The 25,342-nt window shown below is 72.4% G+C and carries 21 protein-coding genes; 8 read left to right on the forward strand and 13 right to left on the reverse strand.

What is annotated here, in order from left to right; all coding sequences use genetic code 11:
* The first annotated feature begins 142 nt into the window (after positions 1-142).
* The 3 genes from ACIA8L_RS22955 (at position 143) to ACIA8L_RS22965 (ending at position 4,383) form a co-directional block, all read left to right on the forward strand.
* Positions 143-1,510 carry an endo-1,4-beta-xylanase gene (locus tag ACIA8L_RS22955; protein WP_395907662.1) on the forward strand — a complete coding sequence of 456 codons (1,368 nt, stop codon included), beginning with the start codon at positions 143-145 and terminating at the stop codon, positions 1,508-1,510.
* Between the two features lies 1 nt (position 1,511).
* Positions 1,512-2,795 (forward strand): PHB depolymerase family esterase, encoded by a 1,284-nt coding sequence (locus tag ACIA8L_RS22960; RefSeq protein WP_395907664.1) that lies wholly within the window; start codon positions 1,512-1,514, stop codon positions 2,793-2,795.
* Between the two features lie 76 nt (positions 2,796-2,871).
* Positions 2,872-4,383, forward strand: a complete 1,512-nt coding sequence (locus tag ACIA8L_RS22965) for a PP2C family protein-serine/threonine phosphatase (protein WP_395907666.1) — start codon at positions 2,872-2,874, stop codon at positions 4,381-4,383.
* Here ACIA8L_RS22965 and ACIA8L_RS22970 read toward each other — a convergent pair.
* From ACIA8L_RS22970 to ACIA8L_RS22985, 4 genes are all read right to left on the reverse strand, one after another.
* Positions 4,380-4,769 (reverse strand): ATP-binding protein, encoded by a 390-nt coding sequence (locus ACIA8L_RS22970; protein WP_395907668.1) that lies wholly within the window; start codon positions 4,767-4,769, stop codon positions 4,380-4,382. The genes ACIA8L_RS22965 and ACIA8L_RS22970 overlap by 4 nt on opposite strands.
* Entirely contained in the window at positions 4,762-5,088 is a 327-nt protein-coding gene (locus tag ACIA8L_RS22975) for an STAS domain-containing protein (RefSeq protein ID WP_395907670.1), read from the reverse strand. Before ACIA8L_RS22975 ends, ACIA8L_RS22970 begins: the two co-directional genes overlap by 8 nt.
* 110 nt (positions 5,089-5,198) lie before the next feature.
* On the reverse strand, positions 5,199-6,056 hold the full coding sequence (locus ACIA8L_RS22980; RefSeq protein ID WP_395907672.1) for a hypothetical protein: 858 nt from the start codon (positions 6,054-6,056) through the stop codon (positions 5,199-5,201).
* A gap of 503 nt (positions 6,057-6,559) precedes the next feature.
* Positions 6,560-7,744, reverse strand: coding sequence for a tetratricopeptide repeat protein (locus ACIA8L_RS22985; RefSeq protein ID WP_395907674.1), 1,185 nt, complete (start codon positions 7,742-7,744; stop codon positions 6,560-6,562).
* 236 nt (positions 7,745-7,980) lie between these two features.
* Here ACIA8L_RS22985 and ACIA8L_RS22990 point away from each other — a divergent pair, with 236 nt between their 5' ends.
* Positions 7,981-8,349 (forward strand): DUF2203 domain-containing protein, encoded by a 369-nt coding sequence (locus ACIA8L_RS22990; protein WP_395907676.1) that lies wholly within the window; start codon positions 7,981-7,983, stop codon positions 8,347-8,349.
* Between the two features lie 183 nt (positions 8,350-8,532).
* On the opposite strand, the gene ACIA8L_RS22995 is transcribed toward ACIA8L_RS22990, so the two are convergent.
* The gene (locus ACIA8L_RS22995) at positions 8,533-9,168 is read right to left on the reverse strand and encodes a TetR/AcrR family transcriptional regulator (protein WP_395907678.1); all 636 of its coding nucleotides are present in this window, start codon (positions 9,166-9,168) and stop codon (positions 8,533-8,535) included.
* A gap of 93 nt (positions 9,169-9,261) precedes the next feature.
* Here ACIA8L_RS22995 and ACIA8L_RS23000 point away from each other — a divergent pair, with 93 nt between their 5' ends.
* The gene (locus ACIA8L_RS23000; RefSeq protein ID WP_395907680.1) at positions 9,262-11,430 is read left to right on the forward strand and encodes an MMPL family transporter; all 2,169 of its coding nucleotides are present in this window, start codon (positions 9,262-9,264) and stop codon (positions 11,428-11,430) included.
* Between the two features lie 4 nt (positions 11,431-11,434).
* Positions 11,435-12,661, forward strand: coding sequence for an aromatic ring-hydroxylating dioxygenase subunit alpha (locus ACIA8L_RS23005; RefSeq protein WP_395907682.1), 1,227 nt, complete (start codon positions 11,435-11,437; stop codon positions 12,659-12,661).
* Here the strand turns inward: ACIA8L_RS23005 and ACIA8L_RS23010 are convergent.
* From ACIA8L_RS23010 to ACIA8L_RS23030, 5 genes are all read right to left on the reverse strand, one after another.
* Positions 12,624-12,821 (reverse strand): hypothetical protein, encoded by a 198-nt coding sequence (locus ACIA8L_RS23010; protein WP_395907684.1) that lies wholly within the window; start codon positions 12,819-12,821, stop codon positions 12,624-12,626. The two genes, ACIA8L_RS23005 and ACIA8L_RS23010, sit on opposite strands and share 38 nt — an antisense overlap.
* A 28-nt stretch (positions 12,822-12,849) precedes the next feature.
* On the reverse strand, positions 12,850-13,731 hold the full coding sequence (gene sigJ / locus ACIA8L_RS23015) for an RNA polymerase sigma factor SigJ (protein ID WP_395907686.1): 882 nt from the start codon (positions 13,729-13,731) through the stop codon (positions 12,850-12,852).
* Positions 13,732-14,515: 784 nt separating this feature from the next.
* Positions 14,516-16,861, reverse strand: a complete 2,346-nt coding sequence (locus tag ACIA8L_RS23020) for an FtsX-like permease family protein (RefSeq protein ID WP_395907688.1) — start codon at positions 16,859-16,861, stop codon at positions 14,516-14,518.
* Positions 16,858-17,538 carry an ABC transporter ATP-binding protein gene (locus ACIA8L_RS23025; protein WP_395907690.1) on the reverse strand — a complete coding sequence of 227 codons (681 nt, stop codon included), beginning with the start codon at positions 17,536-17,538 and terminating at the stop codon, positions 16,858-16,860. Before ACIA8L_RS23025 ends, ACIA8L_RS23020 begins: the two co-directional genes overlap by 4 nt.
* Entirely contained in the window at positions 17,535-18,059 is a 525-nt protein-coding gene (locus ACIA8L_RS23030; protein ID WP_395907692.1) for a PadR family transcriptional regulator, read from the reverse strand. Before ACIA8L_RS23030 ends, ACIA8L_RS23025 begins: the two co-directional genes overlap by 4 nt.
* Positions 18,060-18,292: 233 nt before the next feature.
* On the opposite strand from ACIA8L_RS23030, the gene ACIA8L_RS23035 reads away from it, so the two are divergent.
* A complete protein-coding gene (locus ACIA8L_RS23035) occupies positions 18,293-20,140 on the forward strand; it encodes a glycoside hydrolase family 9 protein (RefSeq protein ID WP_395907694.1) in 1,848 nt (615 codons plus the stop codon).
* On the opposite strand, the gene ACIA8L_RS23040 is transcribed toward ACIA8L_RS23035, so the two are convergent.
* The 3 genes from ACIA8L_RS23040 to ACIA8L_RS23050 are packed head-to-tail and all read right to left on the reverse strand — an operon-like array spanning position 20,137 to position 23,720.
* On the reverse strand, positions 20,137-21,057 hold the full coding sequence (locus ACIA8L_RS23040; RefSeq protein WP_395907696.1) for a small ribosomal subunit Rsm22 family protein: 921 nt from the start codon (positions 21,055-21,057) through the stop codon (positions 20,137-20,139). The two genes, ACIA8L_RS23035 and ACIA8L_RS23040, sit on opposite strands and share 4 nt — an antisense overlap.
* Positions 21,050-21,982 (reverse strand): DUF389 domain-containing protein, encoded by a 933-nt coding sequence (locus ACIA8L_RS23045; RefSeq protein ID WP_395907698.1) that lies wholly within the window; start codon positions 21,980-21,982, stop codon positions 21,050-21,052. The genes ACIA8L_RS23040 and ACIA8L_RS23045 overlap by 8 nt, the downstream gene beginning before the upstream one ends.
* A 10-nt stretch (positions 21,983-21,992) precedes the next feature.
* The gene (locus ACIA8L_RS23050; RefSeq protein ID WP_395907700.1) at positions 21,993-23,720 is read right to left on the reverse strand and encodes a GTP-binding protein; all 1,728 of its coding nucleotides are present in this window, start codon (positions 23,718-23,720) and stop codon (positions 21,993-21,995) included.
* A 180-nt stretch (positions 23,721-23,900) separates the two neighbouring features.
* Here ACIA8L_RS23050 and ACIA8L_RS23055 point away from each other — a divergent pair, with 180 nt between their 5' ends.
* Complete coding sequence (locus ACIA8L_RS23055) at positions 23,901-25,334, forward strand: WGR domain-containing protein (RefSeq protein ID WP_395907701.1); 1,434 nt, start codon at positions 23,901-23,903, stop codon at positions 25,332-25,334.
* The last annotated feature ends 8 nt before the right edge of the window (positions 25,335-25,342 follow it).

The following is a 25,342-nucleotide window of genomic DNA, read 5'->3' on the forward strand; positions in this document are numbered from 1 at the left end:
TGTAAGTTTCAGAATTTGCCTTATCGATAACGCCCGCGACCTGGCTTCCTGGGTCGCGGGCGTTCATTTTCGGCGCATTTCCGGAATGCTGAAGACGGTCCGCGAGAAAGCGGATTCGTCACCGTCCGGAGGTCTTACCGCCATGAAAAACTTCAGGACCCGGGGCGCGGCCGCACTGGCCGGCGCGGCCGCGGTCGCCGTCGTCGTGGGCCTCGCGACCACCGCCGAAGCCGCCACGACACTGGGCGCCTCGGCCGCCGAGAGCGGGCGCTACTTCGGCACCGCCGTCGCCAACTACAAGCTCAGTGACGCCACCTACAGCGGCATTCTCGACCGCGAGTTCAACATGATCACGCCCGAGAACGAAATGAAGTGGGACGCCACCGAGCCCAGCCAAGGGTCGTTCAACTACAGCAGCGCCGACGCGATCGTCGCCCACGCGAATGCGCACAACCAGCGGATGCGCGGGCACGCCCTGGCCTGGTACTCGCAGCAGCCGTCCTGGGCCCAGGGCATGGAGGGCACCGCCCTGCGCAACGCGATGGTCAACCACATCACCAACGTCGCCACCCACTACAAGGGCAAGATCTACGCCTGGGACGTGGTGAACGAGGCCTTCGCCGACGGCGGGGGCGGCGGGCGGCGCGACTCCAACCTGCAGCGCACCGGCAACGACTGGATCGAGGTCGCGTTCAAGACCGCGCGGGCCGCCGACCCGGGCGCGAAGCTCTGCTACAACGACTACAACACCGACGGCGTCAACGCGAAGAGCACCGGCGTCTACAACATGGTGAAGGACTTCAAGGCCCGCGGCGTGCCGATCGACTGCGTCGGCTTCCAGTCGCACATCAACTCCGGCTCCCCGCTGACGTCGGACTACCAGGCCAACCTGCAGCGCTTCGCCGACCTCGGCGTCGACGTGCAGATCACCGAGCTCGACATCCAGGGCTCCGGCACGGCCCAGGCCAACAGCTACGCCACCGTCGTCAAGTCGTGCCTGGCCGTGGCCCGCTGCACCGGCATCACGGTCTGGGGCATCCGCGACAGCGACTCGTGGCGCAGCGGCGACACCCCGCTGCTGTTCGACAACAACGGCAACAAGAAGGCCGCGTACACCTCGGCGCTGAACGCCCTCAACGGCGGCGGCCCGACCTCGCCCCCGCCGGTCTCGCAGAGCGCCTCCCCGTCGCCCTCGGTCTCGGTCTCCACCTCACCGCCGCCGAACAACACGGGCGGCTGCACGGCGACCACGTCGGTCAACCAGTGGCCGGGCGGGTTCGTCATCACCGTGCGCGTCACCGCCGGCTCGGCCGCCATCAACGCCTGGACCGTCGGGCTCGCGCTGCCCAGCGGCGCGACCGCGACCAGCTCCTGGAACGTCACGCGGTCCGGGAACAACTGGAGCAACGTCTCCTACAACGGGCACGTGAACGCCGGGCAGTACACGGAGTTCGGCATCCAGGGCACCGGCACCGCCGGCACCCTCACACCCACCTGCACGGGGAGCTGACATGCGCCGTCTCCTCGCCGCCCTCGCCGGCGTCGCCCTGGCCCTCGTGGGGGTCTTCGTGGTCGCCCAGCCCGCCCAGGCCGCCTCGCTGGTCGAGGTGACCGGCTTCGGCAACAACCCCAGCGGCCTGCGGATGCACATCTTCGTCCCGGACAACGTGCAGGCGAAGCCGCCGATCCTGGTGGCCGTGCACTACTGCACGGGCTCCGGCCCGGCGTTCTACTCCGGCTCGGAGTTCGCGTCCCTGGCGTCGCAGTACGGCTTCATCGTCGTCTACCCGTCGGCCACCCGCAGCGGCCAGTGCTTCGACGTCTCGTCGCCGCAGGCGCTGACCCGGGGCGGCGGCAGCGACCCGGTCGGCATCATGTCGATGGTCACCTACACCGAGCAGCACTACAACGGCGATCCGAGCCGGGTGTACGTCACCGGCGCCTCCTCCGGCGCGATGATGACGAACGTCCTGCTCGGTGACTACCCCGACGTGTTCAAGGCGGGGGCCGCGTTCATGGGCGTGCCGTTCGGCTGCTTCGCCACCACCGACGGCTCGTCGTGGAACAGCCAGTGCTCCGGCGGCCAGCGCATCTACACGCCGCAGCAATGGGGCGACATGGTCCGGGCGGCCTACCCGGGCTACACCGGCCCGCGGCCGCGGATGCAGGTGTGGCACGGCACGACCGACACGACGCTCTCCTACCCGAACTTCGGCGAGGAGATCAAGCAGTGGACGAACGTGCTCGGCGTCTCGCAGACGCCGGCGCTGACGGACACGCCGCGGTCGGGCTGGACCCGCACCCGCTACGGCAGCGCGGCGGTCGCGCCACCGGTCGAGGGCATCAGCATCAGCGGCGTCGGGCACTCACTGCCCCTCGCCGGCCAGGCGGCGATGGCGATCGAGTTCATGGGCCTCAACGGCCAGGGCCCGACGCCCCGCCCCTCGTCCTCGTCGGCATCGCCCCGCCCGTCATCGCCGTCGGCTTCGCCGTCAAGCCCGGGTGGGGGTACAGGCAGTGGCTGCACCGCCACCACGTCGGTGAACCAGTGGCAGGGCGGCTTCGTCGTCACCGTGCGGGTGACGGCCGGCTCGGCCGCCATCAACGGCTGGTCCGTCGGCCTGGCCCTGCCCAGCGGCGCGGCCGTCACCAGCTCCTGGAACGTGACCCGCTCCGGCAACACCTGGAGCAACGTGTCCTACAACGGGAAGGTCAACGCCGGGCAGTACACGGAGTTCGGCTTCCAGGGCACCGGTACCGCCGGAACGCTGAACCCCACCTGTACCGCGAGCTGAGCACCTCCCGCACGGCCGCCGCGGTCGCTGCGCCTGCTTCACGGCTCGGGCGGGAAGCAGACGCTAGGCTGCGGGCATGGCAGACGACGCCGACGCGATCGCGGTGGTCGTGCGGGAGTTGCTGTCGGCCGTCCCGGCCGGCTGCACCTTCCTGCGCCCGGTCACCGAGTCCGGGGCGGTCGTGGACTTCCTCGTCGTGGCGACCAGCGGCGCCGGCGCCGACCTGCTCGGCCTCGGCACGACGCGCACGGGCCGCCGGCTGACCCAGCTGTATCCGACGATCGCCGGCGGCCCCCTCTGGTCGGCCTACCTGCGGGTGCTGAGCACGGGTGAGCCGACGAGCCTGGAGAACTTCCGCTACAACCAGGCCGCGGCCGGGATCGCCGCCGACTCGTCCTTCGTCGTCAGCGTGCACCGGGTCCTCGACGGGCTGCTCGTGTGGTGGGAGCGGGTCGACGAGGCCCGGCGCCGCCTCGACCGGACCGAGTCGCTGGGGAGTCTCGGGTGGTCGGAGTACAACCTCGTCACCGGCGAAATGGACTGGTCACCGGGGCTGTATCGGATCTTCGAGCGGGACCCGGCGCTGGGGCCGCTCCCCCGCGCCGACCAGGCCGCGGCGGTCGTCCCCGAGGACGCGCCGGTGGCCGAGCTGTCCTGGCAGACCCTCGACAGCGGCGCCACCGCCGACGTGACCGTGCGCTTCCGCGTCGGCGACGGGACCAAGCACCTGCGCATCCTGTCCGACCTGGCCCGCGACCCGGCCGGCCGGCCGCTGAAGATCTACGCGGTGGTGCAGGACGTCAGCGCCCGGGAGCGGTCCCGCTCGGCGATCGAGCGGCTCAGCGACCAGCTGCACACCCGCGAGATGACGGCCCTGGCCGAGCATCGCCTCGCCGCGCAGCTGCAGCAGCTGATCCAGCCGGTGCCGCGGGAGCCGTTCCCGCTCAACGGGCTGCGGGCCACGGTCGGCTACCTGCCGGCCGAGAGCGCGCTGCGGGTCGGCGGGGACTGGTATCACGCGCAGACCCTCCCCGACGGCTCGGTGCTGCTCGCCATCGGTGACGTCGCCGGGCACGGCCTCGAGGCCGCCAACGGGATGGCGCACCTGCGCTTCGCGCTCGTCGCGTGGCTGTCCATCGGCCTGCGCGACCCCGGCGAGCTGCTCGGGCACATGAACCGGCTGTGCGTGCAGCTCGGGCTCACCGGGACCGCGGTCATCGGCGTCTTCTCACCGGTGACGCGGCGGCTGGACTGGGCCCGGGCCGGGCATCTGCCGCCGTTGCTGGGTCGTGGCGGTACCGCCGAAGCACTCAAACCCCCGCCCGGACTGCTGCTGGGTGCGGTGGCGGGCGCGGAGTATCCGGCCGCCGCGGCGGACCTCCGGGCGGGCGATGTGGTGCTGCTCTACACCGACGGCCTCGTCGAGCGGCGGGCCATGGACGTGGGCACGCACCTGGACTGGGTGAAGTCGGCGCTGTCGGCGGCGACCGAGCCGGACATCGCCGACCCGCTGCCGGGCCTGCGCCGGCTGCTGCGCCGCCCCAGCCCCGACGACGACACCTGCACCCTGGCCGTGCAGGTTGTCTAGATGCCCACCTGCAGGCGGACGATGGAGCCGCGGGGCACGGCGAACGCGGCCACGTGGTCACACACCAGCTCGACGATCGGCAGGCCACGCCCGCGCACCGCGTCGGCCGCCGGCATCACCCCGCCGAACGTGAGCACCGGGCCCTGGTCGAGCACGTCGCAGTAGAGCTGCCCGGACTCGGACCACAGCTGGACCTCGCCGCCGTCCTGCGTGTATTGCAGGGTGTTGGTGGCCAGCTCGTTGACGGCCAGGGTCAGCATGTCGGCCCGGTCGCGGGACAGGCCGAGCGCGAGCGCCCGGGCGGTCACGAACGCCCGGACCGCGGCCAGGTCGGCGACGAGCTGATAGCCGATCGACTCGCCGGGCTTCGCCGGATGCTCAACCATCGCGGCCGCCGTCCTGCGGCTGCAGGAGCCCACCGACGCCGGTGATGTCCAGCACGTGCGCGACCATCCCGCCGGCGTTGACGACGCTGAGCCGCCCGCCCTTCTCGGTCGCCGCCCGGTAGGCCGTCACGAGCGCGTGCACCCCGCTGGAGTCCAGGAACGTCAGCCCGCCCAGGTCCACCACGACCTGGGGCGCCGCACCGACGGCGGTCATCAGGGCGGCCGTGCACTCCTCCCGCGCGGAGAGGTCACACTCCCCGGACAGCGCAACCGCCGCCCGCTTCCCGTCGACCGATGTCATTGCCTCGAACCGCGCCATCCGACCGCTTCCTCAGTTGCCGATCGCCGGAACACATCATGGCATCCGCAGCGACCGTCGACCGCCGCGGCTGCCGTGAAAATCCCCGGACGCGTTCGCCCAAACGGCGATCAGGCCCGCCGCCGCGCGGCCCGCACCAGGACAAAACCGGCGCACACCAGCGCAAACCCGGTTCCCCCGAGGGCGACGACGTTCGTACCCGTGACCGCGAGCACCGGCCGCCGATACAGCCCGGCGTCGAGCGTGGCCGCCCCGCCCCCGGCGATCGTCACGACGTCGGACACCCCGAACACGGCCGGCCCGCCCGCCTCGGTGTACGGCACGAAGTCCGAGTCCCGCCCCCGGTCACCACCGGCCGCGTACCTGGTGAACGCCCACTCGATCGCGGCGATGTTCCCGTCCCGCCCGACCGTCCCGGCGCCGATGAGCACGACCACGCTCCCGGCCGGCAGCCCCGTCACCCGGTACGTCCCGTCCTTGCCGGTCACCGCCTCCCGCACGTCCCCGCCGGAGGTGTCGCGGGTGTGCATCCGCCCGATGAGCCGCCGCGTGAGGTCGGCCTTGGACTGCTGCGACTGCCCCGCCAGCTCCCCGACCGCGAACACGGCGACGGGCAGCCCACCGATCCCCGGCTCACCGCCGTCACGCACCCCGTTGCGGTTACGGTCGTTCCAGGCCCGCCCCCGCACGGTCACAGTGGCCGCGCTGGCCGTCACACCCCCCGCCGCCGAAGCCGACGGCACCACCGCGTCGGCCGTCACACCCCCACCCACCGAAGCCGACGGCACCGCCACCTTGCCCCGCGCCTTGCCAACCGCGCTGGACCCCGCCACCGCCGGCGACCGCCCGGCGGACGCACTGGGCGCGACACTCGCGGCGTGCGCGGCCCCACCCAACGCCACAACGCCGGCAACAACCATTCCCGCGGGCACGAGCAGCAGCCGCTTGACCATCAGGTACATCCACATCGTCCGAATGAGCCACCGAGCGCAACCCGAAGAGACGATAAATACGAAATGCCCGATTTGTGGGTACTGCCGGCAGCCCGAGCCCGGCGTGTCGTCTACGGTCCCTCAAACGGGTCAGGCCCCACCCGGCAGCGACCGGCCCGCCAGTCGCCTCGCCATCGGCACCGCGCCTGGAGGGGCACCGCAATGTCCGCTCGGCCCATGGGAACTACCGAGTAAGCGTGGGCGCGACCGTAGCTTGGTCGCGGTTCGTCTGGTTGCGGCCCGCCGGTCACTGCCCGGTCCGCCGCGGTCACCATTCGGTGGTAACGATTCGCGGCGCCTAGGGCGAAAAAATGATTGCGATTCGTCGTTGGCAGCTTCAAAGTTCCGGAACGAAAAGGCGCCCAAGGACGCAACCAACAACGAACCAAAATCTTCTTTGTCGCCGCAGGCGCCCCCGCCCCGTCACCACCGAATAGTGACCACGCCGAACCCGCCGGCAATGATCGGCCGGGCGGCGCCTAGGCGGGGCGGGCAGCGCTGTCGCGGGCGGCGGCGAGGTGGACCCGGGCCAGGGTCAGGGCTTCCTCGTCGCGCGGCGCGGCTCTGGTCAGGGCCGCGACGAGGCGTTCGTGCCAGATGACGGCCAGGGTCGGGGCGCCGGCTTCGTCGAAGGCCTCGGCGCACTCGGCGAGGTAGCGGACGGTCTCCGGGGCGTCGGGGCCGTCGCGCTCGACGACGAAGGCCCACAGGCGCTCGTACACCTCATGGGCGGCCGTCTCGTCACCGGCCGCCAGGTGAGCCTCGGCAAGGTCGTCCAGGGCCTCGTCGGGTTCGTCGGCGGGCGGCGGGGCGGGGCGGTCGTGGACCGGTTCGTAGAGGGGGACGGCGCGTTCGGGGTGGCGGCCGCGGAGGTAGACGCGGGCCAGGGTGTCGCGGGCGGCCCTGGTCTCGGGGGCGTCGGGGCCGTGCCGCAGCTCGTGCCACTGGAGGGAGGCTTCGTACTGGGCGGTGGCCGCGCCCAGGGTGCCGGTCCGCTCGTACAGGTCGGCCAGGCGCTCCAAGGTGGCCAGGACGAGCGGCGCCTCGGGGCCGTGGATGCGCTCCAGGCTCTCGATCGCCCGGTGGTACTGCCGCTGCGCCCCCAGCAGGCTCCGGTAGGCCCGCAGCACCCCGCGGTGCCGGCTCGCGTAGCGGACCGTGTCCCGCTCGTACACCTCGGCCAGGGCCAGCCGCAGCCCGAGCGTGCGCCGGTGGTCGGGGCCCGCTCCGCGCACGGCGTCCGGGATGGCGCGGCGCAGCAGGTGCCGGGCCGCCGCGAAGTCCCCGGCCCGCTCCTGGGACTGGGCCAGCCGCAGCCGCCCGTGCGCGGTCACGGCGTGCCGGGCACCCAGCACCCGCAGCGCGTCGGCCAGCGCCGCCCCGGCCGCTGCGGCGTCCCGCTCGGCGTGGGCCAGGGAGATCCGCACCTCGAGCACGTCCGGGTCCTCGGGGCCGAGGTCGCGGAGCCGCTCGTCGAGCAGGGCCCGGAGGTGCTCGGCGGCCAGCGCCCGGCGATCGTCGAGCTCGGCGAGCCGCTCGGCCAGGGCCAGCCGCTCGGCGGGGTCGGCCCGGTAGGCGCGGTCGGTGAGTGCCGCCTCCATGACCGCCCCGAGGCGCCCCCGTTCGGCGCCGGTGCCCGCCTCCCACGCCGCGATGAGGTCCACGATCGGAGGCTACTCCGGCCACCGCGCCCCGCGAGCCGGAGCCGCGGCGCTGCACCCCGCACCGCAACCGCGCCCACGACCACGGGCCACTCCGGCCACCGCACACCACGAGCCGGAGCCGCGGCGCCGCACCCCACACCGCAACCGCGCCCACGGTCACAGGCCACTCCGGCCACCGCACACCACGAGCCGGAGCCGCGGCGCCGCACCCCACGCCGTATGGCAGGGTGTGCGCCATGGTGTTGTTCACCGTCCCGGAGGCGCGGGCGGAGCTGGCCCGGATCCGCCCGGCGCTGGATCAGCTCGTCGCGGTCCGGGCCGACGCGGCCGAGCTGGCGGCCGCCCTCGCACCCGGCGGGCCGGGCACGGCGCTGGGCGGGATGGCCGAGCTCAAGGCGGCCGAGGCGCTCCTGGACGAGCTCATCACCGCCGTTCAGGCCACCGGGGCGCACCTCAAGGGCCTGGCGCCGCTGCTGCTGGACTTCCCGGCCGAGCTCGACGGGGCCGACGTGCTGCTGTGCTGGCTCGAGGGCGACGCCGGCCTGAGCTGGTATCACCGGGTCGATCTGGGCTTCGCCGGCCGCCGCCAGCTGCCGGCCGGCTAGGCCCCCGCGATGTGTGCGCCTCGCCTGGGGCGGGCCGGCCGACTCAGCGTCGCCGGACCCACGTGGGCGAAGTCGGAACCGTCACCGGCGGCGATGATCGGCCGCACCGAGCCTGACGCGGCGACCGGTCCGAGCGCGGGGTCCGGGCCCGGCGCCGGGCGGCGGTGATCGGACGGGCCGGGTCTAGCGCGCGAGGACGCCGGCGACGGTGGCGTCCAGGGCGTTCTGCACGGCGGCCTGCTGGACGTCGGGCGGGAAGTTGCGCAGCGGGCCGTCCAGGAGCAGGTCGGCGATGCCGTGGGCGGTGGCCCAGGCGAACATGCCCAGGAACGGGCGGCGCTGCGGGTCTATCGCGCCCAGCTCGACGAGGCGGTCCAGGATGCGCATCAGCATCTGGAACGGGGCGGTCTCCAGCGGATCGAGGCCGTGCCGGCCGGTCATCGGCTCCGAGTGGTGGAACGCGGTGCGGAACAGGCCGGGCTTCTCCAGGGCGAAGCTGATGTAGCCGTGGCCGAGGGCGCGCAGCTTGGCCGCCAAGGCCTCGACGGTGTCGTCGGCGGTGCTCGTGTGCTCCAGCTCCTGCTGCATGCGCTCGGCCAGCTCGGTCAGCGCGCAGTCCTTCACCGCGTGGATCAGGTCCTCGCGGGAGCTGAAGTGGCGGTAGGCGGCGGTGGCGGAGACGCCGATCTGGCGGGCCGCCTCGCGCAGGACCACGGCCTCGGGGCCGCCCGCGCGGGCGAGCTCGAGCGCGGCCCCGGTCAGGGCGTTGGCCAGGTCGCCGTGGTGATACGAGTGGCGGCTCAACTTGCTGGAAGGCACCACCACATCCTCCCGGATGTTGACACCGTTAACAATCTGTGCAATGTTGACACTGTTAAGTTTACGCCGTCAACATCCCTTGGGGGAGAGCAGATGTTGTACCGGTACGGCTCCTTCATCCACCGCCGCGCCCGGCTGATCCTGATCGTCTCGCTGCTGCTGCTGATCGGCGCCGGGGTCGCCGGGGCCGGCGTGTTCGGACGGCTGCAGGGCGGCGGCTTCGACGACCCGGCCTCCGAGTCCTCCAAGGCGCAGCGGCTCATCGACGAACGCTTCGGCGGGCGGCCCAACCTCATCCTGCTCGCGCACGCCACCGGCGGCTCGGTCGACCGGGCGGCCGCGGCCGGCAACGAGCTCACCGCCGCGCTCACGCACGAGGCCGGGGTCAGCGACGTCGTGTCGTACTGGTCCACCGGGGTCCCCGAACTGCGCTCGGCCGACGGGGCCGACGCGATCGTGCTCGCGCACGTCGGCGGCGACGAGACCGAGCGCCGGAAGCGGGCCCAGGCGCTCATCGAACGCTACGCCGTCGACGGCGACGCCCTGTCCGTGCGGGCGGGCGGCGAGGCGGCCGTCAACGTCGACGTCAACACCCAGGTCGCGCGCAGCCTGGCGATCGCCGAGGCCATCGCCGTACCACTGACGCTGTTGCTCTTGATCGTGGTCTTCGGCAGTGTGGTCTCCGCACTGCTCCCCCTGGCCGTCGGCGGGGTCGCGATCGTCGGGACGTTCGCCGAGCTGTCGCTGCTGGGGTCGGTCACGGACGTGTCCGTGTTCGCCGTCAACCTCACCACCGCCCTCGGACTCGGGCTCGGCATCGACTACGCACTGCTCATGGTGAGCCGGTTCCGGGAACAGCTGGGGGCCTCGGGTGAGGGCACCGGCACCCCGGTCGCCGAGGCGCTCGCGGCGACGGTCGCGACGGCCGGGCGGACCATCCTGTTCGCCGCGGCCACGGTCGCCACCGCGCTGACGGCGCTGCTCGTCTTCCCGCTGTACTTCCTGCGCTCCTTCGCCTACGCCGGTATCGGGGTCGTCGTCATCGCCGCGGTCGGTGCCCTGGTCGTGCTGCCCGCGCTCCTGGCCGTCCTCGGGCGCCGGGTCGAGGCCGGGCGGGTCCCGTGGCGGCGGCGCGGTGATCTCGGTCCTACCGCCGACTCCCCATTCTGGAGCCGGCTCGCCGGGGCCGTCATGCGCCGCCCGGCCCTGGCCGCGCTCCCGGTCGTGCTCGGCCTACTCGTCGCGGCCAGCCCCCTCACGGGCGTCGAGTTCGGCACCCCGGACGAGGGTGTGCTCCGCCCCGGTAGCGACGGGCGGCTGGTCGCCGACCGGCTCGCCACCGGGTTCGCCAGCAACCAGAACGCCGGCGTCGACGTGGTCCTGGACGGGGCCGTGCACCGCGACGCGCTCACCGGCTACGCCGCCGCGCTGTCCACACTGGACCGTGCCGGCACGGTCACCAGCAGCGCCGGGATTTTCGCGGGCGGCCGGAAGGTCCGCGACGGCGACCCGAGCCTCAGCCGGCCCGGCGGGGAGCGCCTCCTGGTCGCCTCGAAGCTCGCCGCCAAGTCCGACGACGGGCAGGCCCTGGTCCGGGCCGTGCGCGGCGCCCGCTCGCCGGTGCCCGCGTACGTCGGCGGCACCGACGCGCGGCTCATCGACACCACGCACGCCATCTCCTCGCGGCTGCCGCTCGGGATCGCGGTCGTCGTCCTGGCCACGTTCGCGCTGCTGTTCCTGTTCACCGGCAGCGTCATCCAGCCGCTGCGGGCCCTCGTGCTCAACGTCCTCGGCCTGTCCGCGACCATGGGCGTGCTCACGTGGATCTTCCAGGACGGGCACCTCGCGTCGTGGCTGCGGTTCACGCCGCGGCCCATGGACACGGCGATGACCGTGCTCATGTTCTGCATCGTGTTCGGCCTGTCGATGGACTACGAGGTGTTCCTCATCGGCCGGATCGCCGAGCTGCACAACCGCGGCCTGTCCACCGACGAGGCGGTCCGCTCCGGCCTGGCCCGGACCGGCCGGATCGTGTCCGCGGCCGCGATGCTCCTCGCCGTGAGCTTCTTCGCCTTCGGCACCAGCACCGTGAGCTTCCTGCAGATGTTCGGGATCGGCTGCGGCATCGCGATCATCGTCGACGCCACCCTCATCCGCGGCATCCTGGTCCCGGCGATCGTGCGCGGCCTGGGCCGGCTCAACTGGTACTCCCCCGCACCGCTGCGCCGCATTTACACGAAGGTGGCGCTGCGCGAGGCTTAGGGGCATGACGGAACTGCACGCGGCGCCGCTCGATCCGGCCGGGGTCGAGCCGGCGCTGCGACCGTTCGGGTCCTCGCGGACACTGCCGGCCGCCGCCTACACCGACCCGGCCGTGCTCGCCTGGGAGCGCCGGCACCTGTTCGCCGGGGCCTGGACCTGCCTGGGCCGCCTCGACGAGCTCGCCGGCGGCGGCAACCAGCGGGCGGTGACCGTCGGCGACGTCGGGGTCCTGCTCACGTTCGCGCCCGAGCCGAGAGCGTTCGCGAACGTCTGCCGGCACCGCGGCCACGAGCTGCTCCCGTCCGGCGCGACCGCGGACCGGCCGGCCGCGGTGTGCCCCTATCACGGCTGGGCGTTCCGGCTCGACGGTTCGCTCGCCACCGCACCGCACATGGCCGGCGTCGACTCGTTCGAGCCTTCCGAGCTCGGGCTGGTCGAACTGCCGGCGGCCGTCTGGCAGGGCTGGCTGCTGGTCAACGCGGGGGCGCCCGCACCGGCGGTGACCGAGTACGTCGGGGCGCTCGACGCGCTGCTCAGGCCGTACCATATGAGCGGTTTGCAGCTTGGGAGCCGGCATGTGTATTCCGTCGCCGCCAACTGGAAGACGATCGTCGAGAACTATCAGGAGTGCTACCACTGCCCGCTGATCCACCCCGAGCTGTGCAAGGTGTCCCCGCCGACGTCCGGCGACAACTGGGTGCTGCCGGGGGCGTGGGTCGGCGGGACGATGGATCTGCGCGACCACGCCGACACGATGTCGTTCGACGGGACCGGCCCTGGCGTATACATCGACGGCGCGCCCCGGCGGACCATCCTCTACGTCGCCCTGTTCCCCAACCTGCTCATCTCGGCCCACCCCGACTACGTGATGACCCACCGCTTGACGCCGCTGGCGCCGGGAAAGACCGAGATCGAATGCAGCTGGTACTTCCCTGAGGGCATCGAGGACACGGCGTATGCGGTCGACTTCTGGGACCTCACCAACCGCCAGGACTGGGCGGCGTGCGAGTCGGTGCAGCGCGGCCTGAGCTCGCCGCACTACGTTCCGGGACCACTCGCCGACAACGAGGACGCCGTGTATCAGTGGATCTCGCTCGTCGCCGCCGCCTATCTCGACCCGACCGGCGCCCTGCGGGCCGCGGTGGTCGACGACGGTTCGCCGGGCACCGTCGGCGACGGTTCGCCGCAGACCGTCAGCGACGGTTCGCCGCGCGTTGTCCCAGCGCCATGAGGACGGCCCCGACGAGCGCTGTGATCACGCCCAGCACCACGTAGACCGTCGTCAGGGCCCAGTTCGTCGGCTCGTGCCCGATCTCGACCCGCACACCGATGCCGAACAGCACCGCGACCACCAGGAAGCCGATCCCGGTCGGCCGTAACCACGTTCCCACCCGACCAGTACACCATCCGGCCGCAACCTCAGCCCGCACTCCACGTCCGGAGCTTGTCCGGGTTGCGCACGGCCCAGATGCGGGTGATCCGGTCCCCGGCCGCCTCGAACGCCATCACGGTCGTCGTCACCCCGCCGGCCTCGACGACGAGCCCCGGCTGGCCGTTGACCGTCCGTTCGACCACCGTCAGCTCTTGGCCCAGGTTGCGGATGCGGATGAACCCGGCCGCGATCGCCGACGCCCCGATCACCGGCTCGAGCAGCGCCGGCACGACACCCCCGCCGTCGGACACGGCGACCGCGTCCGGGTCGAGCACGCCGATGAGCGCGTCGATGTCCTTGGCCGCCCAGGCCCGCGCGAACTGCCGCACCAGCCCCGCCTTCCGCTCCGCCGAGGCCCGCTCGACCCGCGCCGACGCGACCCGCCGCCGCGCCGACGACGCCAGCTGCCGGCACGCCCCCGGCGACCGCCCGACGATCTCCGCGACTTCGGCGAACGAGTACCGGAACACGTCGTGCAACACGAACACGACCCGCTCCGCCGGCGTCATGTTCTCCAGCACCACGAGAAACGCCATGTTGACGGACTCGTCCAGGGTGACCCGGTCGGCGGGGTCCGCCCCGCCACCACCCAGTCCGCCCACCCCGTCCCCCGGCAGCGGCTCAGGAATCCACTCGCCGACGTACCGCTCCCGCCGCACCCGCGCCGACCCGAGCAGATCGAGGCAGATCCGGCTGGTGACGGTCGTGAGCCAGGCCCCGGGCGATGCGATATCTTGCCGCTGGCCGGGCGCGAGGGCATACCACCGCGCGAACGCCTCCTGCACGACATCCTCAGCGTCGGCGAGCGACCCCAGCAGCCGGTACGCCACATTGAGCAACTGCCGCCGCTCCCCCATGACCGCACTCATCCCGCACCACCTCCAAGGGCTATGACGATCCAGCCCGGCAAAGTGTGAGCCGGAAATGCCGGGCGCGATCCCTGCTCCCCCGCCCGCACTGCCACCGCACGAGGCACCGGAGCGGTGCCCGCCAGAGCCAACTCCTGGACCGGCGCCGCGCTCTGGCTCTGGCCGGCCTCGACCGAATACCGGGCCGTCTCCTCGGGGGCCACCATTGCCCGGCTGGACTTGCAGCCGCCGATGTGGGCTCGGCCGATGGTTGGGCCGCCTGGCGGCGGCTCGTTACCGATGGCGTGGTCCGGACCGTTCTTTGGTTGCGGTTTCTTGGTCGCGGTTCGTGGTGAGGTGCCGGGCTCGTCGTGGTCACCTTTCGGTGGTCCATGGCCGTGGGCGCCTGCGGCGTCAAAAACAGATTCCGGTTCATTGTTCGTCGCCGTAGGCGCCACGGACCGTTACCACCGAATGACGACCACGACGGACCCGGCATTGAACTACGGACCCCTGCCACCGATCGGGTAACCGAACCGCGGTCGCGCCCACACCACCCGGTAGTTCCCCGCGCCGACATCACATCCTGCGGTGCCTGTCCAACCGGCGTGAACACGGCGGCGCCGGCCGGGATTGGCGCGTTTGTAGCCGTCCAGGTCCGTCTCCGCGGCCGGCCGCCAGGCCAGGGCGGCGGCGTTGTCGACGGCGATGCGCAGGGCGGGCTGGTCCAGACACACGACCTGGGGTCCGGCCCCCGCCACGATCGCCGTCGCGGCCGTGGCGGGGAGGGGTACGCCCGGCGGCCCTACTCGAAGCGCAGCCCCTCTGGGCGCATGAGCCGGAACAGCGGCGGCAGGCTGGCCAGGGTGACCAGCAGGACGACGCCGGCGGCGATGGCGCCCACGATGCCGATGCCGGCCCAGTCGGGGCGGACCGTGACGACGACGATGCGCAGCAGGGCCGCGCCGAGGGCCAGGCCCATCAGGGACGCCATGACCAGGCCGAGCGCGACCGGCACGGCCGTCTGCCACAGGATCGACCAGGCCATCGTGGCCCGCCTGGTGCCGAACGCGACGAGCGCCGCGAACGTGCGCCGGCGTTCGCGCAGCTGCTCGATGATGCCGACCAGGAGGCTCAGGCCGACGAGGACGAGCACGACGGTGGCGCCGGCGAACAGGCCGCGGCGGATGCTCGCGAACGTCTTGTCGACGTCGACGGCGCGCAGGAGGAACACGTCGTTGGCCGGGCCGATGACCATGGCCGTGTTGCGCAGGTGCTCGGCCACGTCCGGTGCGGTCTCGTCGAGGGTGATGAACGTGTAGAAGTGGGCGTCGGCGGCGAGCGGCGGGCCCGCGGCCGGCGTGACGAGCAGGCCGGAGTGCTCCGAGCCGAACGGGTCGCGGTGCTGCTTGACCACCGTGAGCCGGGCCGGTGCGGTCCAGCGCAGCGGCTCGGCGGTGTCGTTGCCGTCCTTGCCGAACTCGAGCGCCTGGCCGCCGAGGGTCGTAGCGTCGAGCACGCCTTGCGGGCGCTGGTCCGGTGGCACCGAGGCCGGGTCGACGGCGAACGCGTCCCCGTCGGCGCACGACGGCAGGTCGGCCATCAGGCGCAGCGTGTCGCAGTCGGCCACGACCATCTCCAGGAACTCGTGGTCGGTGGCGCCGGCGGGCCCGCCGAAGTTCTGGTGGTAGGAGTGCGTGGCCGTGACGCCGGGGGTGCGGCGCAGCGCGGCCTCGGCCTCGGCCTGGCTGTGCACGGTCGTGAGCGGGCTCAGCTCCGTGCGCAGGACCGCCTGGATCTGGGCCACGTTCTGGTCGGTCTCCGTGGTCGACTGCGCCTCGGCCGCCGCGAACAGCATCTGCAGCGCGATCGTCCCGGCCACGGCCACGGCGACCGCGTTGACGGCCCGCAGGGCACTGTCGTGGGACAGCTGCAGCCGCCGGATCGCGATCTGCCAGGCGACCGGGCCGCCGGCGCCGAGCCGGTCGACGAGCTTGTCGAACAGCCACGGCAGCAGGGTGGCCAGGCCGAGCAGCAGGAAGATGATGCCGAACGCGGCCTGCCACACGTTGAAGCGCTCGGTGCGGTGCCCGCCGAGGAGCGGCCCGAGCAGCGCCGCCCCGAGCAGCAACGGCAGCAGCCGCCACCACAACCGCCGCTTGGCCCGCGCGGCCGCCTTCCGGACCACTCCGAGGGGTTCGACGACGACCCGCCGAAGAGCGAGAAGCGTCATGAGCAGAGCCGCCATTGGTACAGCCACGACGATGACGATCGTCAGGACCGGCGACGGCCGCACGTCGGAGGCGTACACGCTCAGCCCGGCCAGTTCGAGGCGCTCGGCGAACGCCCGCGCCGCGAAGAAGAACCCGAGCCCGATGAGCACCCCGAGGGCCGCGCTGACCACCGCCTCCCCGGACGCGACCCGGCGGGTCATCCACGTGTCCGCCCCGACGAGGCGGACCGCGGCGAGGCGCCGGTCGCGCTGCTCCCCGCCGAAGCGGGTGGCGGCGGCGACGAACATGGCCACCGGCATGAGCAGCACGACGAACGCGACGACGACGAGCAGCAGCAGGATCGGGTTGAGCGGGTCGCTGCGGGTCTCGGAGCCGTAGTGCGTGAGCCGCAGCACCTGCGGCTGGTCCTCCCGCAGGTCGTCGCGGGAGCCGTAGAAGTACAACTCGTTGGGGCCCGAAAGTCCTTCCTTGCCGATCGTGCCGGCGATCGGCTGCGGGAACCGCTCCCGGAGCAGAGCCCCTTCCGGCGTCTGGAGGAGGTCGCGCAGGGCCGGGGAGACGACGATCGAGCCGGCCGGCGGCAGCGTGGACACGCCCGGCGGCAGGATCGGGTGGGCGCCGTCGGGCTGCAGGAACCGGCCGGTGACGGCCCGGTCGTGGTAGGCGCTCTGGATCGGCAGCATCAGTACGGAGGTGTCGCTGCGGACCGGCTCCTCGGCGCCGTAGTGCAGGTCGTCGCGGGCGTCGGTGCGGCTGTGGCGGCCGTCGAGGATCCCCGGGATGGAGACGGACAGCAGCAGTACCGCCACGCCCAGACCGACCCCGAGCGCCGTCAGGGCCGTGCGGACGAAGCCTTCCCGGCCGCCGCTGATGGCCAGCTTCGCGCCCAGCGCGACCTCGGCGAACCACCGGCTCATCGGGTGCGCTCCAGGTCCAGGGCGCGGCCGTCACGCACGACGATCTCGCGGTCGGAGTAGGCGGCGACCCGCGGCTCGTGGGTGACCAGGACGACGGCGGCGCCGTGCTCCCGGGCGGCGCTGGTGAACAGGCGCATGACCCGCTCGCCGTTGAGGGAGTCCAGGGCACCGGTCGGCTCGTCGGCGAACACCACCCGGGCCCCGGTGACCAGGGCCCGGGCGACGGCGACGCGCTGGCCCTGGCCGCCGGAGACCTCACCGGGCCGCTTCGCCGTCACGTCGTCGATCTCGAGGCGCTCCAGCCAGTCGCGGGCCCGCTGCTCGGCGTCGCGGCGGCGGACCCCGTCCAGGCGCAGCGGCAGGGCGACGTTCTCCAGGCAGGTGAGCTCCGGGACGAGCTGGCCGAACTGGAACACGAAGCCGAACTCGCCCCGGCGCAGGGCGCTGCGGCGCCCGTCGGACAGGGCGGAGAGCTCCTGGTCGCGGTAGCGGACGCGGCCCGCGTCGGGCTGGATGATCCCGGCCAGGCAGTGCAGCATCGTCGACTTGCCGGAGCCGGACGGGCCCATGACGGCCACGATCTCGCCGGCCGCGACCGACATCGACGCGCCGGCGAGGGCCTGGGTGGAGCCGAACGTCTTGTACAGGTCGTCGGCGGACAGCAGTGCGGTGGTCATCGGCGGACATCCTTTGCCAGGTCGTCGAGGCGCGCGGTGGTGAGCTCCAGCCAGCGCAGGTCGGCCTCGAGGTGGAACAGCGCGTGGTCGCAGATGAGCTGGTCGGACAGGTCGCCGGCGGACTTGCGGCGGGTCAGCTCGCGCATCAGCCGCAGGTGCTCGGCGCGCTGGCGGTCGAGCACCTCGGCGGCGGGGCGGGCGCTGAGCAGGGCCAGGACGACCTTCATGTACAGGGTGCTCTGGAGGTAGGGCTCGGGCTTCTCCGGCTGCGCCAGCCACCGTTCGACGTCGGCGACCCCGGCGTCGGTGATCGCGTAGCGCTTGCGGTCCGGGCCCTCGCCCGACTCGACGCTGTCGACGCTGACCAGGCCGTGCTTCAGCAGGCGGGACAGGGTCGCGTACACCTGCCCGTAGGCGAGCGGGCGGTCGGTGCCGAAGCGCTCGTCGTAGGCCCGCTTCAGGTCGTAGCCGTGGCGGGGGCGGGCCTCGAGCAGCCCCAAGAACGCTTGACCGATGGACATGTCCGGGGACTCTACACCACACGTATACATGCTGTGTATACCTATCGCGTAGAGCACTTTGAGCTGCGCTTTTGAACAAATGCGTCCTCCATTGGTACGGCGAATCGTGCCAACGGCGGCCACGACGTGTGACCGGGGTCACGTCAGTGTGTTTTGTCCGGTTTGCGCGAAGTGTCGGTGGCTAGGTTCGCCGGAACACCTCACCCTCCCTTCACCCGACCGGAAGGAGCCCCGTGCGCCTGCCCGCCTTCATGCAGTCCCGCCGTGCCCAGCTGGCCGCTGTCGCCGCCGTCGTCGCCGTCCCCGCCATCGCATTGCCGATCGTGTTCTCGAGCCGCGACGGCGGACTGCCGGGGACGAGCGCCGACAGCGCGTACGCGTTCCCGGCCACCCCCGACCACATCCCGGACACGCCCGTCCGCGTCAACCAGGTCGGCTACCTGCCCGACGGCCCCAAGCGCGCGACAGTCGTCTCGGACTCCGCGCAGCCCTTGCCGTGGCAGCTCAAGGACAACGCCGGGAAGGTCGTCGCCTCCGGGGAGTCCGCGCCCCGCGGCCTCGACGCCAGCTCCGGGCAGCAGACCCACGTCGTGGATTTCAGCGCGTACCGCGGGACCGGCCACACCTACACCCTCGAGGTGGACGGGAAGGCGAGCGTGCCGTTCGACCTCGACCCGAAGGCCTACCGGCAGCTCAGCGTCGACGCCCTGTCGTTCTACTACCCGCAGCGCAGCGGCATCGCCATCGACGGCGGCATCGCGCCCGGCTACGCCCGCCAGGCCGGCCACACCGCCGAAACGCCCGGCGGCGGCGACACCAAGGTGCCCTGCCAGCCCGGGACCGGTTGCAACTACACCCTGGACGTGACCGGCGGCTGGTACGACGCCGGCGACCAGGGCAAGTACGTCGTCAACGGCGGCATCTCGGTCGCCCAGCTGATGAGCCTCTACGAGCGCTCACCGAAGGCGTCCGAGGCCCGGGCCCTGCGCCTGCCGGAGCGCGGCGGCAAGACCCCGGACGTGCTCGCCGAGGCCCGCTGGGAGCTCGACTTCCTGACGAAGATGCAGGTCCCGGCGGGCGAACCCCTGGCCGGGATGGCGCACCACAAGGTCCACGACGCCGGCTGGACCGGGCTGCCGACCGACCCGGCCGCCGACCCGCAGCCGCGGCAGCTGCACGCCCCGTCGACCGCCGCGACCCTCAACCTGGCCGCCGCGGCCGCGCAGGGGGCCCGGGTCTTCGAGCCCTACGACAAGGCGTACGCGGCGAAGCTGCTCGGCGTCGCGAAGACCGCGTACGCGGCGGCGCTGGCCCACCCGACGATGTACGCGCCGGACTCCGACTCGACCGGCGGCGGCGCCTACGGCGACACCGACGTCAGCGACGAGTTCTACTGGGCCGCCGCCGAGCTGTACATCAGCACCGGTGACAAGCAGTACGGGACCGCGGTGACGAGCTCGCCGCTGCACAAGGCCGACGTGTTCGCGGCACCGTTCGACTGGCGGGCGACCGCCGCCCTGGGCCGGCTCGACCTGGCCACGGTGGACAACAAGCTGGCCGACCGGGCCCGGGTCCGCCAGTCCGTCGTCGACGGCGCCGACCGCTACCTCAAGACGATGGACGGCCAGGCCTACGGACAGCCGTACGCGCCGAACGGCGGCTACGACTGGGGCTCCAACAGCCAGATCCTCAACAACCTGGCCGTCGTCGCCACCGCGTTCGACCTCACCGGCAAGCCGAAGTACCGCGACGGCGTCCTGTCCGGCATGGACTACATCCTCGGCCGCAACGCGCTGAACCAGTCCTACGTCACCGGCTACGGCGAGAAGGCGTCGAAGAACCAGCACAGCCGCTGGTACGCCCACCAGCTCGACCCGAAGCTGCCGAACCCGCCGCGCGGCACCCTCGCCGGCGGCCCCAACTCGCAGCTGCAGGACGAGGTCGCCGGCAACGCGCTGCGCGGGTGCAAGCCGCAGCTGTGCTACCTGGACGACATCATGTCGTGGTCGACGAACGAGCTGACCATCAACTGGAACGCGTCCCTGGCCTGGGTCTCGTCCTTCGTGGCGGACCAGACTTAGGTCGCCGGCCAGGCGTCGCCCCACTCGGCGTCGCGGGCGGCCTTGTACAGCGGGCCCTCCCGCTTGGACACCAGCACCGGCCCGACGGTCGTATCGGGCTGACACACCTGCAACGTGACGAGGCCCTTGCGGAACGCGGGATGCCGGACGATCCGGCCCCGCGCTCCGGCCGGGGTCCGCACCGCGGCGACGTAGCTGAACTTCTCGTCCTCGTAGCCGAGGGTGGCGTCCTTGAGCCGGCGGTGCAGCGCGGACCGGTTGACCCGGGCCGCGAAGTGGCACCAGTCCTTGCCGCGCAGGCCGCAGGCGAGCTCGTGCGGGCAGGGCGCGGCGATGTGCCAGCCGGCGTCCTTGAGCTGCTCGCGGGCGGCGAGGATCCGGCGGTACCCGGGCGGGGTCCCCGGTTCGATCAGCACCACGGCCGCGCCCGCCGCCGAGGCCGCCTGCTCGACGAGGGTGCGCTGCTGCTCCTCGTCGAGCTCGGTGAGCACATAGGACGCCGTGACCAGGTCGGCTCCGGGCACCGGCGCACCGAGCGGCCACGCCTGCCAGTCGTACTTCCGGGCGATCCGCTCGCCGAGCTTCAGGGCCTCCGGCACCTGGTCGAGCACCGTGTGCCGCCCGGGACCGTAGACCTCCTCCACCGCCCAGGCGGCGGCCCCGGTGCCGCCGCCGAGGTCGACATGGCTGCGCGGGGCGATCCCCGGCAGCTCGCGCAGCACGGCGAGGACCGCGGCGTGCGTGGCCGGCATCCGGTACGCCGCATACGCCGTCGCGTCGACCATGTTGCGGATCAACGGCTCACCGGCGGGCAGGCCGCTGCGGTACACCTCGATGAGCCGCCGCACCGAGTCCGTCAACCGGGCCGGCGGCACGTCGGCCAGCAGCGCGTCGAGCGCCTCCCGCAGGTCAGCCACGGCGCGGCCGCCCGGTCCGCCACAGCGCGCGCAGCACCAGGAGCGTGAGCACGCCCGCCGCCACGATCGCGGCCAGGTTGATCAGCAGCTGCAGCGCCGACCCGCCGGCCTCGTGCGGCACCCCGTAGGCGATGGCCACCGCGATGTTCGCCGCCGCCGGCACGGTCGTCACGGAGATCAGCACCCCGATCAGCGGCCCCGCCTTGGCCGAGGTCAGCGACAGCATCCCGGCGACCCCGGCGAAGAACCCGACGACCCACGACAGCGCGTCGGGCCGCCAGATGAAGTCCGTCAGCGGCCGCTCCCGCAGCAGCATGCCCTTGTCCACCAGCCCCATCGCGTCCAGCCCCCACGTGGTCAGGATCGTCACCGCGATCGCCACCGGGAACCCGACGGCCAGCGCGAGCAGCGCCCGCCGGACCGGCCGCCCGCGCCGCCGGACGATCCCGACGCACAGCGACGCGAGGGGCCCGAACTCCGGCCCCACCACCATCGCCCCGACGATGAGGATCGGCTGGTCGAGCAGCACCCCGATGCCGGCGATGACGGTGGCGATGGCCAGCATCGCCAGGAACGTCCCGGACAGCTCGGTCTCCTGCCCGGTCTTCTGCTCGATCTCGTCCCACACGACGGCGTCCCCGGACAGCCCCGGGGCCGCGTCGGCGGCCCGCTCGGCCGTGCGCGACAGCGACACGTCGACGTTCTCGATGGCGATCGACCCGCGCTCCTCGATGCCGAGCCGCCGCAGCGCCGACAGCACCGGGCTGCCGGCCTCCCGGACCACGTCGGCCAGCACGACGTCACCGGCCGGTTCGCGGGCCGCGCCGGGCATGACGATCACGTTGGTGGCGCCGGCCTCCCGGTTCAGCAGCCCGACGACCCGCTCGGTCGCCTCCGGCGGGCTGATCACTCTCAAGTGCAGCACCCGACCATTATCACGATCGCGGCCGGTAGCCCTCGAAGGCCGCCTCCACGGTGCCCTCCCCGTGGGTGAGACCGGGCAGAGCCCGTTCCAGATCCGGCAGCTGTACTGCCGGCAGGGTGCCCGTCACCGTGAACCGCGACGGGCCGAGGTCCGGCGCGTCGGGCACCGCACCGAACCGGGGGAGGGCGCCGAGCGTGGCCGGCAGCGCCGCGGCCGGGCCGTCGAGCGTGAAGCGGTGGACCGGCTCGCACAGGACGGTCCCGGCGGCGGCCAGGGCCTTCGGGACGAGCTCCGCGGTCAGGCGGCGGAAGTCGCCGGCGGTGCTCATCGGCGGGGTGTAGCCGCATCTGGTGACCGTGACGCGGGCGTCCGACACGTCCCAGCCGTGGAGGCCGCCGCGGGTGAGGGCGTCGCGGACGTACCGCAGCATCGCGTCCCGGAAGTTGCCGATCGTCTTGTAGACGTACAAGGGAATGGTCTCGAACGGCACGTCGAGGTGGACCTCGAGGCCCTCGCCGGAGGCGATCTCGAGCTCGAGGGTCGCCATGTGCAGGTTGCCGTCCTTGCCGATGACGGCGCCGGCACGGCCTCGGCCGGCCGGGCGCTCCAGGTGCAGGGTGACGGTCTCGCCGAACACCACGGCCAGGCCGAACTCCTCGGCCAGGGTGTCGCGGATGACCTCGCGCTGGACCTCGCCGTAGAGCTTGACCTTGAGCTCGCCGCGCTCCTCGTCGAGGCGCAGGTCGATCAGCGGGTCCTGCTCGGCCAGGCGTTGCAGCGCGGCGTGCAGTTCCCGGCGCCGGGCCGGGTCCGCCGGTTCGACCGTCGCCTCCATCGTGGGCGGGGCGAACATGGGGCTCCGGCTGCTCCCGGCGCCGATCGTGTCGCCGAGCCGGACCGTGCGCAGCCCCTGCACCCGGCCGATCTCACCGGGGCCGATGTGGGTGCGGCGGCCCTCGTCGATCGACGTGACCTTGTCGTCGCGCACTTTCTCGCGGGTGTGCAGGACGCCGGTGAAGACCCGCACGTAGGCGCTGCGGTCCCGATCGATCTTGAACACCGTGGCGCGCAGCGGTTCGTCGGGGCGCTGCTCGGCCCTGGGCAGGCGCCGGGCTATGGCTTCGGTGAGTTCGTCGATGCCCTCGCCGGTGATGGCGCTGCCCCGGTACGACGGGAGCACCTTGGCCTTCGCGACGAGTTTCGCGATGTCGATCCGCCGACCGTCCACGTAGGACTGCAGCGCCTCGTCGTCGCACTCGGCGAGCCGCTCCTCGTGCTCGCGCCACATGGGGATCGCTTCGGGTCCGATCTGTCCGATCACGCGCTCCGGATCGGCACCCATCCGGTCGGTCTTGTTGACGAAGACGAGCGTCGGCACGCGCAGCCGGCGCAGGGTCCGCAGCAGGACCCGGGTCTGGGCCTGGACGCCCTCGACGGCGGAGACGACGAGGATCGCGCCGTCGAGCACACGCAGGGCCCGCTCCACCTCGGCGATGAAGTCCGGGTGGCCGGGCGTGTCGATGAGGTTGACGGTGAGCTCGCCCAGCGCGAACGTCGCCACCGCCGTCTTGATGGTGATGCCGCGGCGGCGTTCCTGGTCGAGCGAGTCGGTCTGGGTGCTGCCGGCGTCGACGCTGCCGAGGCGGGCGATGACGCCGGCGTCGAACAGGAGGCGCTCGGTCAGGCTGGTCTTACCGGCGTCGACGTGCGCGACGATGCCGAGATTGAGGATGCTCAAAGCGGGTCAGGTCCTTCACGGGCGAGGCGGACAGCGGCCGGGGCGTGATGACCTGTCGGCGCATGTCCTGCTCCTTACTCGTGAGGCTGTGACCTGCCGCTCGTGACTGTACCGCGTTTCTTGTCGTACCTCGTCGCTATTGTGTCGGCCATCTGTTGGATGTGAGAGAGGTTCGGGTCGATGGCGCAGACGACGTATCTGGAACTGTCCGAGGACACCGGGAGCGCGCACAAGTTCTGGGAGGTCACGGTCGACGGCAACCAGACGACGGTCCGTTACGGGCGCATCGGCGACGCCGGGCAGAGCAAGACGACGACCTTCCCCGACGACGCCAAGGCCCTGGCCGACGCCACGAAGAAGATCGGCGAGAAGACCCGCAAGGGCTACTCGCCGGCCGTACAGGGGCAGACTGCGCCGCGCTCGGTGACCCGGCGCGTCATCGTCAGCCAGCGCTCGACCGCGAAGACCGCGCCGGTGCTGTGGAAATACCGTTCGGGGGCGTCCGCGTTCGGCATCTTCATCGACAAAGACGTCTGCATGGTCGGCAACGAGAAGGGCACGATCACCGTCCTGCGCCACGACGCCACCGTCGAGCGGCAGTATCAGCTGCCCGACGGCGTCAAGTGCATCGTCGCCGACGACGCCTGGATCTACGCCGGCTGCGACGACGGCAACGTCTACGACCTGTCCGGCAAGGTGCCGCGGCTGGCCTACACGATCGCCCCCGACATCGACATCTACTGGCTCGACATCCACGACGGCATCCTCGGCGTGTCCGACGCCAAGGGCGGCATCTGCGCCATCGACCACGAGGACGAGTTCCTGTGGCGCCGCCAGGGCCACGGCGCGGCCGGCTGGATGGTCCGCTGTGACGCCGACGCCGTCTACCACGGCCACGGCCGCGGCGTGACCAGCTACGACTGGCGCACCGGCGACGAGAACTGGTATCAGCCGACCAAGGGCGCGGTGCTGTTCGGCTGGCAGGAGGCCGACGCCGTCTACTCCGGCATGTCCTCCAACTCGGTCCTGCAGTTCACGAAGTCCGGCCGGCCCGGGATCACCTATCGCTGCGACGACACGATCTTCTCCAACGCCACCGCCCCCGGCGGCCGCTACGTCTTCGCCGGCGACTACCGCTCCTCCGTCTACTGCTTCGCCGCCGACGGCACCCGCCTGTGGAAGCTCGGCACCGGCTGCGGCAGTGCCTACTCGATGCAGTACTTCGACGAGAAGCTCTACATCGTCACCACCGACGGCTCCCTGGCCTGCATCGACGCCAGCGAGGAGGCGGTCCGCGCGGCCGAGCAGGGCGTCGTGCCGGAGTTCGTCGACGTGAAGGCCCCGACCGCGATGGCCCGCGTCGCCCCGTCGACCACGGTCGAGGAGACCCGGGCCGCCGACACCGCCGCCGGCGACGGCGTGATCGTCGAGTGCGTCCAGGAAGGTTCCCGCCTGCGCATCCGCGTCGTGACCGACGGCTACCACCACGACTGGCAGGTCCAGTTCCCGAAGGGCATCCGCGAGCCCAACGCCCGCTACCTGGTGCCCGAGATCCGCGAGTCCTCCCGCGGCGGCTTCTACCGCGCCCTGGGCGACATCAAGAAGCTCGTCTGACCGCCGTC

Source organism: Dactylosporangium sp. NPDC051541, from assembly GCF_044454505.1.
Lineage (GTDB): Bacteria > Actinomycetota > Actinomycetes > Mycobacteriales > Micromonosporaceae > Dactylosporangium.